Source organism: Acidomonas methanolica, assembly GCF_004346035.1.
Lineage (GTDB): Bacteria > Pseudomonadota > Alphaproteobacteria > Acetobacterales > Acetobacteraceae > Acidomonas > Acidomonas methanolica.
The window spans coordinates 1-12,860 of record NZ_SLZN01000030.1 but is presented as its reverse complement, the minus strand read 5'-3'; the positions used below and the strand labels follow the sequence as shown (position 1 = coordinate 12,860).

The 12,860-nt window shown below is 65.7% G+C and carries 10 protein-coding genes; all 10 read left to right on the top strand.

Features of this window, described 5'->3' with window-relative positions:
- The first annotated feature begins 14 nt into the window (after positions 1–14).
- Complete coding sequence (locus EDC31_RS14800; protein ID WP_052512207.1) at positions 15–2,210, top strand: GumC family protein; 2,196 nt, start codon at positions 15–17, stop codon at positions 2,208–2,210.
- Complete coding sequence (locus tag EDC31_RS14795; RefSeq protein WP_042061782.1) at positions 2,207–3,319, top strand: glycosyltransferase family 4 protein; 1,113 nt, start codon at positions 2,207–2,209, stop codon at positions 3,317–3,319. Before EDC31_RS14800 ends, EDC31_RS14795 begins: the two co-directional genes overlap by 4 nt.
- Entirely contained in the window at positions 3,312–3,722 is a 411-nt protein-coding gene (locus tag EDC31_RS14790) for a hypothetical protein (protein WP_042061780.1), read from the top strand. Before EDC31_RS14795 ends, EDC31_RS14790 begins: the two co-directional genes overlap by 8 nt.
- 1 nt (position 3,723) lies before the next feature.
- The gene (locus EDC31_RS14785) at positions 3,724–5,745 is read left to right on the top strand and encodes a glycosyltransferase (protein WP_239641754.1); all 2,022 of its coding nucleotides are present in this window, start codon (positions 3,724–3,726) and stop codon (positions 5,743–5,745) included.
- A 9-nt stretch (positions 5,746–5,754) separates the two neighbouring features.
- The gene (locus EDC31_RS14780; RefSeq protein ID WP_042061778.1) at positions 5,755–6,663 is read left to right on the top strand and encodes a glycosyltransferase family 2 protein; all 909 of its coding nucleotides are present in this window, start codon (positions 5,755–5,757) and stop codon (positions 6,661–6,663) included.
- Positions 6,663–7,607, top strand: a complete 945-nt coding sequence (locus tag EDC31_RS14775) for a hypothetical protein (protein WP_042061777.1) — start codon at positions 6,663–6,665, stop codon at positions 7,605–7,607. Before EDC31_RS14780 ends, EDC31_RS14775 begins: the two co-directional genes overlap by 1 nt.
- 9 nt (positions 7,608–7,616) lie before the next feature.
- A complete protein-coding gene (locus tag EDC31_RS14770; RefSeq protein WP_042061775.1) occupies positions 7,617–9,122 on the top strand; it encodes a flippase in 1,506 nt (501 codons plus the stop codon).
- A gap of 815 nt (positions 9,123–9,937) precedes the next feature.
- A complete protein-coding gene (locus EDC31_RS14765) occupies positions 9,938–11,062 on the top strand; it encodes an inositol-3-phosphate synthase (RefSeq protein WP_042061772.1) in 1,125 nt (374 codons plus the stop codon).
- Complete coding sequence (locus tag EDC31_RS14760) at positions 11,062–11,781, top strand: phosphocholine cytidylyltransferase family protein (RefSeq protein WP_042061771.1); 720 nt, start codon at positions 11,062–11,064, stop codon at positions 11,779–11,781. The genes EDC31_RS14765 and EDC31_RS14760 overlap by 1 nt, the downstream gene beginning before the upstream one ends.
- 16 nt (positions 11,782–11,797) lie before the next feature.
- Positions 11,798–12,760 (top strand): CDP-alcohol phosphatidyltransferase family protein, encoded by a 963-nt coding sequence (locus EDC31_RS14755; protein ID WP_239641753.1) that lies wholly within the window; start codon positions 11,798–11,800, stop codon positions 12,758–12,760.
- Positions 12,761–12,860: the final 100 nt, after the last annotated feature.

Below are 12,860 nucleotides of genomic sequence, written 5' to 3'. Positions count from 1 at the left end.
ACAGAGTGATCCCGATGACTCATCGCGCCGTGACGTCGATCATGCCGTCCCAACCGATTGGGGCGGAATTGCGCTTCGCCCCGCCCGGAGGCCCGGAAGGGAACGAGGACTTCATCAGCGTCGGCCGCGTGTTCGCCATCATCCGCCGGCAGAAGCTGGCGATGATCTTGGTCGCCGGCATCATTTTGCTGGCGGCGGCCGGCTGGATCGTCACGCTGAAGCCCTATTACGAATCGGCGACCGAGGTCATGGTCGGCGCGCGGCAGATGATTTCCGCCACCCCGCAAAATCCCTACGCGGACCAGGCGGTCGATCTCGTCGCGATCAACACGCAGGTCGGCATTCTCCGCAGTCCCGTCATCGCGGAGATGGTGACGCGCTCGCTGCGGCTGGAGGATACGGACGAATACCGGCAGGCGATTCAGCCCTCGGCACTGACGCGGCTGATGATTCGCGCGGGGTTGAAGAAACACCCCGAACCCTTGACCGCGACGCAGCGTTTCCGCCTGACCGCCGCCATGCTGATGGGTCACGTCCGTATATCGAATGACGGCCGGTCGACCATTATCGACGTCGTCGCCCGTGCGGCGGACGCGCAACGGGCGGCGGCGATCGCCAATGCCTATGTCGCGGCCTATCTGAGCTATGAGCGTCAGGCGAAGATCGACGCGGCGCGGCATGCGAGCGAGTTGCTCGAGGAGCAGATCGCCCCCTTGCGGCATCAGGCGGAGCAGGCCGAACAGGCGGTCTCGCGCTACCGGGAAGAGCAGGGGCTGAATCCGATCGCGGAAGGCGGGGAGGAACGTGGGCGCGAGACCCTGCCCATGACCCCGGCGGATGCACGGCTGGCGCAGATGAACCGCGAACTCGGCACGGCGGAGGCGGATCTGGCCCGCGTGCAGGCGCAATACAGGCAGGCATCGGCCGCCGCCGCGAGCGGGGATGCTGGCGCGCTTTCGGCAGTGACCGGCTCGCAGCTGATCCAGAATCTCGCACTCCAGCAAGCCACCGTGAATGCGCGCATCTCGATGCTTTCGACCACGGCGCTGGGGCAGAATCCGGAACTGCGCGCGGCGCAGTCGCAATCGGCGCGCATCGGCGCCCAGATTGCCGCGGATACGGGGCGGATTCTGCATGGGCTGGACTATGAGGTCCGGGCGGCGCAGGGGCGGGTCGATGCGTTGAAGGCCCAGACGCAAGGCCTTCAGTCCAACGTCACCACCGAGGGGCGGGCGAATATCAAGCTGCGCCAGCTTCTGAGCGAGGCGACCGCGGCGCAGTCCGTCTATCGCGACTATCTTTCGCGGCTGACGCAGATTTCGGCCGAAACGACGATCCAGCAGGCCGAGGTGCGGGTCATCACTCCGGGCGAGGTGCCTCTGGCGCCTGCCGGGCCGCCGCGCAAGGAATATGGGGCCATCGCGCTGGTTCTGGCGCTGGCGGCGGGCGTCGGGGCGGCGCTCCTGCGCGATCGCGGGCGGCGCGGCATCCGCACGCTGGCCGAGCTGGAGCAGCGGACGCATCTCTTCGGCATCGGCATCCTGCCCAATTTCAAGGGCAACATGCTGCAACAATTCGGCGATGAGGATTTCGTCTACACACAGATGCTGAATGCGATCCGCACGATGCTCAGCTTCGGGCAGATCGCGCTGCGCGCCCAGGTGGTGGTCGTGACCTCGGCGCAGGGCGGCGAGGGCAAGACGACTCTCTCGATCTCCCTGGCCGCCAGCATGGCCGCGCGCGGGCAGCGGGCGCTCGTCATCGATTGCGATCCCTATAACCCCAGCGTGCTGCGGATGTTCGGCGTCTCCGGCGGGGAAAAGAGCTTTTTCTCCAATGTGCGGCCGGGAGTCGACGTGCTGGCCGCGCCCCGGCTTCGCCGCCGGGACGCGCTCGATTTCGCGGCGATCGGCGCGTTCATCGAGAGCCATCGCGCGGTGTACGATCAGATCATCATCGACACGCCGCCGGTTCTCGCTTTTCCGGAGGCCGGAGCGGTGGCGTCCATGGCCGACGGCGTGATCCTGGCGGTCAAATGGCAGAGCACGGATGCGGCGTCCGTCGTCGAGGCGGCGCGGCTTCTGCGGGCCTATGACGCGCGATGCCTCGGCGCCGTGCTGACGGGCGTCCAGCTCGACAATCTGCGCGGCGACGAAGGCGGGCGGATGGGCGTCTATGCGCGTTACAAGGCGTTGGCCGCGGCGGGATGATCGCGCGCGCCACGCCGACCGTCTTTCTGAACGGCCGTTTTCTCGTCCAGTCCCTGAGCGGTGTGCAGCGTTTCGCCACCGAGATGACGCGCGCCCTCGCCGTGCGCTGGCCGGACAGGCTGCCGCGCCCGGTTCTGCTCATGCCGGGAAAAGGCGAGATCGATGCGGCGGGCAGCGGCGGGTTGGAGATGCGTCGCGTCGGGCGGTTGGGCGGCCCTCCCTGGGAGCAGTTCGAACTGCCCCGCGCGGCGGCGGGCGGTTTGCTGGTCAATTTCGGCAATACCGCGCCCTTACTGCCGCTCGTGTCCGGGCGACGGCAGATCGTGGTGATCCATGACGCGGGCGTGTTTTCGACCCCTCATTCCTATTCGCGTCCGTTCCGGATCTATTACAAACTGCTGCATCGCGCCCTGACGCTGGGTCGTACGCGGATCGTGACGGTCTCGCATTTCGCGCGCGGCGACATCGCGCGGCATTTGCGGATCGCGCCGGAACGGATCGGCCTCGTGACGGAGGGCGCCGACCATGCCACCCGTGTCGCCGCCGATGAAGGGGCGCTGCGGCGTCACGGGCTGGCGCGTGGCGGCTATGTGCTCGCCGTTGGCAACAACGCGCCGCACAAGGATTTCCCGGCGCTGGGCGATCTGGCCGCTACCCTTGCCGGGCAGGGGCGCAAGCTCGTCATCAGCGGAGGGGTGGATCGACGCGTGTTCAGCAACGCCGGGCAGGGGGGCGAGGCCGGGCTGGCGACGGCGATCTATGTCGGTCGCGTGTCCGATGGCGAGTTGCGCGGGCTTTATGAGAACGCGGCATGCTTCGTCTTTCCGTCGATCTATGAAGGGTTCGGCCTGCCGCCCGTCGAGGCGATGGCCTGCGGCTGTCCGGTCGTCGCGCGGGATATTCCGGTTCTGCGGGAAATCTGCGGCGAGGCGGCGCTTTATGGCGCGACCCCGGCGCAGTTGACGGCGCGGGTGCTGGAAATTCTGGACGATCCCGCGCGCGCGGCGGCATTGCGCGAGGCGGGGCGGCGGCAAGCGGCGCTCTATCGCTGGGAGCGCGCGGCGGACCAGTTTCTCGACATCATTCAGCAGGAGCTGCGCCATGCGTAAGGCGGTGCTTCTGGCCGTTTGCGTCTTTCTGCCGGTCGGCATGGCGGCCGCGCAGGAGGCTGGTCCCGGGGATATTGCTCCGGGGGATATTGCGTCCGGGGACGTCGCTCCGGATGCCGCCCCGCCGAAGGCGCTGCTGTGGTGCAGCGTCACCGACGCGAATGGCAAAAGAATGTTTATCTCGGATCCGGTTCCTGTCCGGGCGGGTGGGCATCTTGCGCGCTGGAATGCGGGCGCGCGCTTCGTCGCGGTGGTGAACGCGCGTTATACGCTGACTTTGCGTGGCGGCGAGCATGCCTGCCATGAAGTCCCGGACCGCACCCATGCCGTGAAGGCGCGAGGCGCGGCGGAAATGGCGGCGCGCCGGAAAGAAGAAAAGGTGATCGTAGTGGGAGCGTATTGAGGTGACGCCGTTGAAAGCCTTCGTCCAGCTTGCCTATGGTTTCGGCGGTGCGTCCTGGCGCAAACGCTGGGAAGACGGGAAGATTCTCGGCATCAACGAACCTCAGGCCTATGGCTATGACCGCGCCGCCGGGCCGGACGTCTCGGTCGTCTATTCCGAAGACGCGCCAGAATCGCGTCTCGCGCGGCTGCGGCGCTATCTCGTGCGGGGAGTGCTCGGTTTCGATCTCGTCCATGTCTGGCGCAACAGGCATGGGCTGCTCGCAGCGGATGTGGTCTGGACGCATGCGGAATCGCAGACGCTGGGCGTGCTCCTCGCCTTGCGCCTCCTGCGTCCGGCGCGGCCGCCGCGCGTCATCGGGCAGGTGGTCTGGCTGGTGGAACGCTGGAGGCGTCAGCCCTGGCCCCGGCGTCTCTTCTTCCGCTGGCTTCTGCGGCGTCTGGATGTGCTGACCGTTCTTTCAGCACTGAATCTTGCGGATGCGCGCGCCCTGTTCCCCTTCCTGCGCGCCGAGCAGACGATCTTCGGCATCCGCGCCGACGAGATGCGCGCCCCGGCCCCACGCGCCGAAGCCGTGCCCCTGCGGCTGGTAGCGCTCGGCAATGACGAGCATCGCGACTGGCCGGTGCTCGCCGCGGCGATGACGCGGCTGCCCGAAGCGGAACTGCGCGTCGCCTCGCGCAGCAGGGAAGCGTCGCGTGCGTTCCACGAGGCACCGCGCGCGCGGCTCGTCTCGGCGCGCGACAACGGTGCCTTGATGGAGCTGTACGATTCATCGGATATCGTGGTCGTTCCCTTGCAGCCGAACCGCCACGCCTCCGGCATCACGGTGATCGAGGAAGCCTTTCTGCGCGGGATCGCGGTCGTCGCCACCGATGTCGGCGGGCTGCGGGATTATTTCGATGACCAGGCTGTCCGCTATGTGCCGCCGGGCGATCCCGCCGCGCTGGCCGAGGCGATCGAGGCGCTCGCCGCCGATGCCGGGCTGCGGCGGGAGATGGCCCTCGCCGGGCAGCAGCGGATTCGCGACGCCGTCAATTCCGCGGCCTACGCCCTGCGGCACGTCGCCCTGTCGCGCGAGGTGCTCGCGGATGACGCGGGCACGCCGCTGACGGATCATCCGCGCGTGGCCATCGGGATCGCGACCAGCGGGCGGCCGGAGGTCCTCGCCGCGCTGATCGGTGATCTGGGCCGCCAGACAATGCGGCCGGACACCGTCGTCATCAGCCATGCCACGCCCGGCGACATCGCGGGGATCGCGGCGCCGCAGAACTGGCCGGAGGGCGTGCTCCGTTTCCTCACCGGGCGGCTGGGGCTGACGGCCCAGCGCAACGCCATTCTCGATTCGATCGCGAACGAGGCGGATATCGTCCTGTTTCTCGACGATGATTTCTTCCTCGCGCCGACTTACATTGAGGAGATGATTGCGGCGTTCCGCAGCGATTCGCGCATCGTTGGCGTGACGGGCCGCGTGCTGGAGGACGGCGCGAAGGGACCGGGCCTGACGGCCGAATACGCGCTCGAATGGTTGCGGCGTCCGGCCGACGCCCCGGCGGACGCCGTCATCGAGGCGTTCAACACCTACGGGTGCAACATGGCCTTCCGTCTCGACGCGATCCGCGCGGCCGGGTTGCGCTTCGACGAGCGTTTGCCGCTCTATGGCTGGTATGAGGACATGGATTTCTCGCGCGCGCTCCGTGACCGCAGCCGCGGCCGGATCATCCGCGCCATGCGGGCGGAGGGCGTGCATCTCGGCAGCAAGCGCGGCAAGACGTCCGGCCTGCGGCTGGGCTATTCGCAGGTGGTCAATCCGATCTATCTCGCGGCCAAGGGCACATATCCGTGGGACCACGCATTGCGCAGCGCGGGCCGCCATCTGCTGATCAACACGGTCCGGAGCGTGAATCCGGAGCCCTATGCCGACCGGCGCGGCCGGGCGCGGGGCAATCTTCTCGGGCTGCTCGATCTGCTCCGGCGCCGCGTCGCGCCGGAGCGGGTTCTTACACTGACGTCGGGACGATAAGGAAAGCACATGCGATTTTCATTCATCGTGGGAACGGTCGACCGGGTCAAGGAACTGGGCGATTTCCTCGAAGGTCTGACCAGGCAGGCGACCCGCGATTTCGAGGTCATCGTCGTCGATCAGAGCGACAGCGATATCTTCGAGGACGTCATCGCGCGCTACAATGCGCTGTTTCCAGTCCGGCATGTGCGGTCGGACGTCCGCAAGCTCCGCTATGTCGGCCATGTCGCGGCGCGGACGGCTGTGGGCGAGATCCTCGCCTTTCCCGATGACGACTGCATCTTCGAACCGGATACGCTCGCGAAGGTGGATCGGCATTTCCGGGACGATCCCGAACTGGGATTCGTCACGGGTGCCGTCCTCAATCTCGACGGCAAGCCCACCGCGATGGGGCGGTGGCTCGGACGCAGCCAGGATCTCACGCCTCTCAACGCCTGGATCGGCCTCATCGAGTTCAATCTCTTCATGCGCTGCTCGCTTTACGAGGCCGTCGGCGGCTGGGACGCCAATCTCGGGATCGGGTGCCGCTACGGTTCGGCGGAGGGTCCCGATCTTGCGATCCGCATGATCGAGGCGGGGGGGCGCGGCGTCTTCGACCGGGATCTGCTGGTCCGCCACATGGACAAATCCACGACAATCAACCGCAGTCGCGCCCGCGCCTATGCGCGCGGCATGGGCTATGTGATGCGCAAGGACGCGATGCCGCCACGTTTCGTCGCGACGATGATGATCCGCTCGCTGGGGGGCGTCGTCGTGAGCGCGGTGCGGGGCCGCCGCGATCTCGTTCAATATTACATCGGCACGTTCGTCGGCCGGATGGAAGGGTATTTCTCGCGGGACGCCGCGCGGGCCGCGCGGGAACGGCGGGCGAGTGCGAAGGATGTGAGATGGCGGCCCGACGCCGAGAAACAGGCCTGATGCGCGGGTTTCTTCCGGGTCTGGCGGTTATTCTGGCAGCGGCGCCTTGCGCTGCGGCCGCCGCGCCGGGCCCCGCCGAAATGCTGCGGGCCTGTGAGCATGGCGCGCCCTTATGCATCGTCGATCTGCACGGGCAACGGTACCGGCTGACGGAAACGCTCAGGATCGATCCTTTGCACATGACGCTGCGCAACGGCGTTCTGGACGCGGCGGGACTTGCCAGGGGGAGCGCCGCGATCCTGGTGACATCGGATGGCGATGCGGCGGAAAGTTACGACACCGCGCCCAACAGTCTCGATCATCTCGAACTGCTCGGGGCGGACGGCGTGGACGGAATCGTTTTCGACAACAAGGACGACAGCAATATCCGCGCCGCCGACCTGACGGTGGAGAACGTTTCGGTCTCCGGTTTCAGGCGCGGCATCACGTTCGGCAATCATGCCTATGGCGTCGGGCTTTCCCATATGCAGGTCCATAACAACGAGATCGGAATCTATACGGTGCCGCATGCGGTGGATGCGGGCGAGCGGATCACCTTCGAGGATACCGGGATTTTCAACAATCGCATCGGGATCGACGATGAAGGCGGCATGGAGATCGACTGGCTGGGCTGTCGCTGGGATTATAACGGCACCACAGCCATCATCGCCGGGCTTTTCACTTTCGACGGACATATCGAAACCGAAATATCCTCGCATCCGGTCATCGAACTGCGCGCGGTGGAGGGGCAGATCGCGGGGGCGCTTTACATGTCCGCCGGTTCCTTCGTGCTGATGAACCATTCCGGCGGCAAGGCGGGTGGCGATTACTGGATCAGCAGCACGAGCCCGTATAACGCCGTGCAGTTTCCGGCCTCAACCTATGGCGTTCGCGGCCGCGTTGCCGTCATGCAGGGGCCGGGCGCGGTGTACGGCCCGGCGCTGCCGGCGTTCCGCCCGCGTTGACGCTCCGCCATGAGTGAGGCCGCCCCCAACGTCATCCGCACCGCCGGGGTGATGCATAGCGCCATGTGGAACGTCATCGGGCGGTTGGCGCCGGTCGCGGTGACGTTGCTGGTGATCCCGTCGCTCATCGCGCTGCTCGGCACGGCGCGATGGGGCATCATGACGATCGCGCTCACGCTGGTCGGCTCGTTCGGGATTTTCGACCTCGGGCTCGGCCGCGCCCTGACGCGCGCAATCGCCGAGGACATCGCGCATGGACGGGAGCATGAAAGCGCCGATCTCGCTTTGACCGGCATGCTGACGCTTGGCGGTCTCGGCGTGCTGGCGGCGTTCGTGAGCGCGGGGCTGACCGGATTATATGTGGATCACGGTCTGCGCATTTCGTCCGGATTGCGTATCGAAACACGGGATGCGATCTGGATTCTCTGCGCCACCGCGCCTCTGGTGCTGGTGAACGCCGCGCTTTGGGGTGTGATTTCCGCCTTTCACCAGTTCCGGGCCGCAAATCTCATCAATATTCCGATCAACATCTTCTATTACGTCGGCCCGCTGCTCGCCCTGCATCTCTGGAACAGCCTCTGTGCGGTCATGCTGGCTCTGGCGGCGTGCAGGTTCGCCATGACGATCGGGTACACGGTCATCGCGCTGCGGGTCATGCCGTCGCTGCGTCGGGCGCGCGCCCATTTTTCGCTGCTGGCGCCGCTCTGGAAAATCGGCGGCTGGATGACAGCGTCGAATATTACCTATCCGATCCTCAGCTACTGCGACCGTTTCCTGATCGGGGCGATGGTGCCGGCGGCGGCGATCGCCTATTACACGACGCCTCTCGATGTGATCGGGCGTTTCTCCATCGTCACGCTCGCGATCACCGGCTCGGCATTTCCGTCCTTCGCCCGGTCGTTCCGGGTCGATGAGGCGAACACGCGGGATATTTTCACCCATAGTGCCCTGACGATCGCGGGTATTCTTTTCCCGGTCTGCTTCGCCACGGCCATGCTGAGCAAGCCGCTTCTCACGCTCTGGCTGGGTGCGGGATTCGCGGCCCATGGCGCGATGATCGCATCGCTGCTGTGCTGCGGGGTGCTGCTGAGCGGTCTCGACAGTCTCGCGGCCGGATTGCTCGACGCGATCGGTCGTCCAGACCTCAACGCCAAGTTCTCGATGGTGGAACTGATTCTCTATCTGCCGCTTCTCGCCCTTCAACTTCATCTGTTCGGGCTCGTGGGGGCCGCGACGGCATGGGTTCTTCGCTGCACCCTGGATTGCGTGCTCCGAATGGAAATCGCGGGACACTGTTACACGCCGGTCGCTCCTGCCGTGCGTCGGCTCCGCCGTCTCGTTTTTCTGGTCCTCGTCTTCTTCGGCGCGGTCTTCATCCCGCGCGGCATAGTGGCGGGATTTGGGCTGGCCGCGACGGGAATCTGTCTTTTCGCCCTGATCTTCTGGGGGATGATCCTCGATTCGAAGGACCGCACGCAACTGGTGTCCAGGGTCGGCATCTTTCTGCGAAGATGATGGAAGTTCCGTCTCGACGCTCGCAGGTCTTCATGCCGCGAGCGGTCGCTGTTCGCGCAGACGGTCTCGCGGCCGTCAAAGCGGCCTTTCCCCTCTGGAATCGCTCCGATCCTGACTGATCGCGGCTTGCGCGGCGCATCCCGCCGCCGATCCGGCCTTGAAATGGAAGGTGGGAAGGATGAATATTTCCCTCATGCATTTGTATAAAGTATATGGCGTGCTAATTGGAATAATAAAGGACGGTATGACAGTTGATGCCTTATCTTGTACTTTTCGGTATGGGAAGCATGTCTGGAGATGGCCGCGAAAGGAGCGTATGGGCTTCGCGTGTGACTTTTTCGCATCCGCCTGCGCGAAAATCCGGGAGGGTACGGGGAGCGGCCCCGGTTGACATGACAGGATCGTCCGTGACACAATCTGAAACAGGCAAAGCGTATCGAACCGGGCGGGATCGGTTGGTCAGACAGGGCATCTGTCGGGACGTGCGATCGGGACAGTGACGTTTCGCAATGTTCAGAGATGTTGCGAAAATGAACGTTGATCGTGCGGCTGACAGCATGCTATCAGGCTAGGAAATTTGCCCGCAACAGCGGCCATCCTGGACTGAAGGTGCCGCCGCACGAAAGAACCCATCATGAAAATGTAAGAATTCGTTTCTTGCCAGATCTCCGGCAAAGGAGGGCGCGTACTGTCGCCCCGTGGCGTCTGGAAGGGAAACAAGCTGGCTCGGCCCGACAGGCCGGGCGTTGGCGTGCGAAAACACTGAACGAGTGACGCTTGACGGCCTTCCGTCGGCGACGGTGCAGAGACAATCAATGAATCGGAAGCGTACCATCAAGATTGCGATTGCCGGCGTGGGTAATTGCGCGAGTTCCCTCATCCAGGGAATTCATTATTACCGGGACCGTCACGGCGATGACGTGATCGGCCTCATGCATGAGGAAATCGGCGGGTACGGCGCAGGGGATATCGAGGTTGTCGCCGCCTTCGACATCGATCAGCGCAAGGTCGGGCAGGACGTCAATCGCGCGATCTTCGCCCCGCCGAACTGCACCACCGTCTTCGCCGGCAACCTCCGGCCGTCCGGCGTGACGGTCGCGATGGGTGCGACCCTGGACGGCATTTCCGCGCATATGACGCTGTGCGATCCGCAGCGCAGCTTCGTCCGCGCGGATTTGCCGGACGCCACGCGCGAGGATGTCGTGCGCGAACTCAGGCGCAGCGGCGCAGAGATTCTCCTCAACTACATGCCCGTCGGCTCGTCAGACGCCGCGCGCTTCTATGCCGAATGCGCGCTCGAGGCGGGGGTGGGCTTCATCAACAACATGCCGGTCTTCCTTGCGAGCGACCCCGGCTTCGCCGCGCGCTTCGCGGCGAAGGGCCTGCCGATCATCGGCGACGACATCAAGTCGCAGCTCGGCGCCACGATCGTCCATCGGGTGCTGACGGACATCTTCGCGCGCCGGGGCGTCAAGCTCGTCCACACCTACCAGATCAACACCGGCGGCAACACCGATTTCCTGAACATGAAGAACCAGGAACGCCTCGCCACGAAGAAGGTCTCGAAGACGGAGGCCGTACAGGCCGTCGCCAAGGAGCGGATGGCGGATGAGGACATCCATGTCGGCCCGAGCGACTACGTGCCGTGGCAGAAGGATAATAAGGTCGCCTTCATTCGCATGGAAGGCAGGCTGTTCGGAGACGTTCCGATGAATCTGGAACTGCGGCTGTCCGTCGAGGATTCGCCGAACTCGGCGGGTGTGGCGATCGACATGATCCGCTGCTGCAAGCTCGCCCTGGACGCCGGGATCGGCGGCGTGCTGGCCGGTCCCAGCGCCTTTTTCTGCAAGCATCCGCCCGAGCAGGTTACTGACGACGTGGCCTTCGCCATGGTCGAACGGTTCATCCGCGAGACGGTGCCGGAGCCGGTTGCCGTCTGATGGACTGCCTGATCGTCGCGGCGGGGCAGGGGAGCCGCCTTCAGAGCAAGGGCCCCCTCAAGCCGCTCGTCACGATCGGGGGCGCGCCTCTCATCGAGCATGTCATCCTCTCGGCCAGCGCCGCGGGCGCGACGCGCTTCACGGTGGTCAGCGGCTATGAGGGCGAACGGCTTCGCGCGGCGCTGGACGCCCTCGCCGCGCGGTCCGGCCTGACGATCGGCCATGTGATCAACGACGCGTGGCGCGGCGCCAACGGGCTGTCCGTCCTCAAGGCGCGGGAGGCCATGGGCGGCAGGCCCTTTCTCCTCACCATGTGCGACCACCTTGCCGATCCCGCGATCATGCGCGGCCTCATCGCGGCGCCCCCGGTCGCGGACAGCGTGACGCTCGGCGTGGATTACAACGTGGACGCGCCGCTCAACGATCCCGAGGACGCCACGCGGGTCCTGTGCGAGGACGGGCGTATCCTGGCGATCGGCAAGCTGATGGAGCGCTACAACGCCTTCGATACCGGGATATTCCTCTGCACCGCTGCCTTCTTTCCAGCGCTGGAGGCGAGCGCGGCGGCGGGGGATGACAGCATCTCCGGCGCGATGCGCGTGCTCGCGGGCCAGGGTCGGGCTCTGGCGCATGATATCGGGGACCGCCCCTGGATCGACGTGGATGACGAGATCGCCTACGGCAAGGCGGAAGCCCTTCTCGCCGCGGGCCGGCTCTAGGCGCCCGGAACCAGCCATGAACATGGACTCCCTTCCTTCTCTTGCGAACCGAACCGTCCGGTCTGGAGCCGCCCCATGGCCCGCTCCGGGAGGTGTCCGGCGTACGTCCGAGATCGAGGAGGCGACGAACCGCCATCTCATCCATCCGGTCTCGACCTGGCTGACCTATCGCTTTGCCCGTCTCGGCGTCGCGCCGAACACCGTCTCGCTGACCGGCATGGCGGCGGGGCTGTTCGCGGGGTTCTGCTACGCCCACGACTCCTCGCGGCTCTGGATCTGGGCGGGGCTGGCGCTCATGCTGGTATGGCACGTGATGGACGGGGCGGACGGGCAGCTCGCCCGCCTGACGGGCCGCCAGTCCGCGTCCGGCAAGGTGCTGGACGGCATTTGCGACTACGTGACGTTCATCGCCGTCTATGTCGGCCTCGCCCTCGTCATGAGCCGGAAGGACGGCGCGTGGGTCTGGGCACTCGTGGCTTTCTCCGGGCTGTGCCATGCCCTGCAATCGGCCGCATATGAGTTCCAGCGTCAGGAATATGATTATTGGGGTCATGGCCGGGGCGCTTCGCCTCTCGCCTTGCCCACCGCTCATGCCGGCGGCGCGCTCCATGCCGTCTATGCCCGAGCGCAGCGGATGTTCTCCGGTCACGCCGCCGCGCTTCACGCCGCCCTCGGGCCGCGCCTGGACCCCGGGACAGGGAATGGACCGGAGCAGGAAGCGTGGCTGAGGGCCAGGTATCGCGCCACCTTTGCCCCCGTGGTCCGGCGCTGGTCTGTCCTCTGCGCCAATTATCGGACTTTCGGACTTTTCGCTTTCACGATTCTCGGGATTCCGCTCGGCTATTTCCTGTTCGAAAGCGTCGTCCTGTCCGCCGTGCTGGCTTTTCTGATCCTACGTCTCCAGAAGACGCAGGATCGCTTCATCCGGTCCGACGCCTGTCTCGTCCGGTCCCGCGACCCGGCCCCGGCCGCGCGGTAAGCAGTCGCTAGAGCGTTTTCTGCACGAACTGAATCGTTAGGGATTCCCCTTGGCGGCGTGATCTGATTCAAGATGAGAGCCGGGAAGGGGGCTGGCTTTG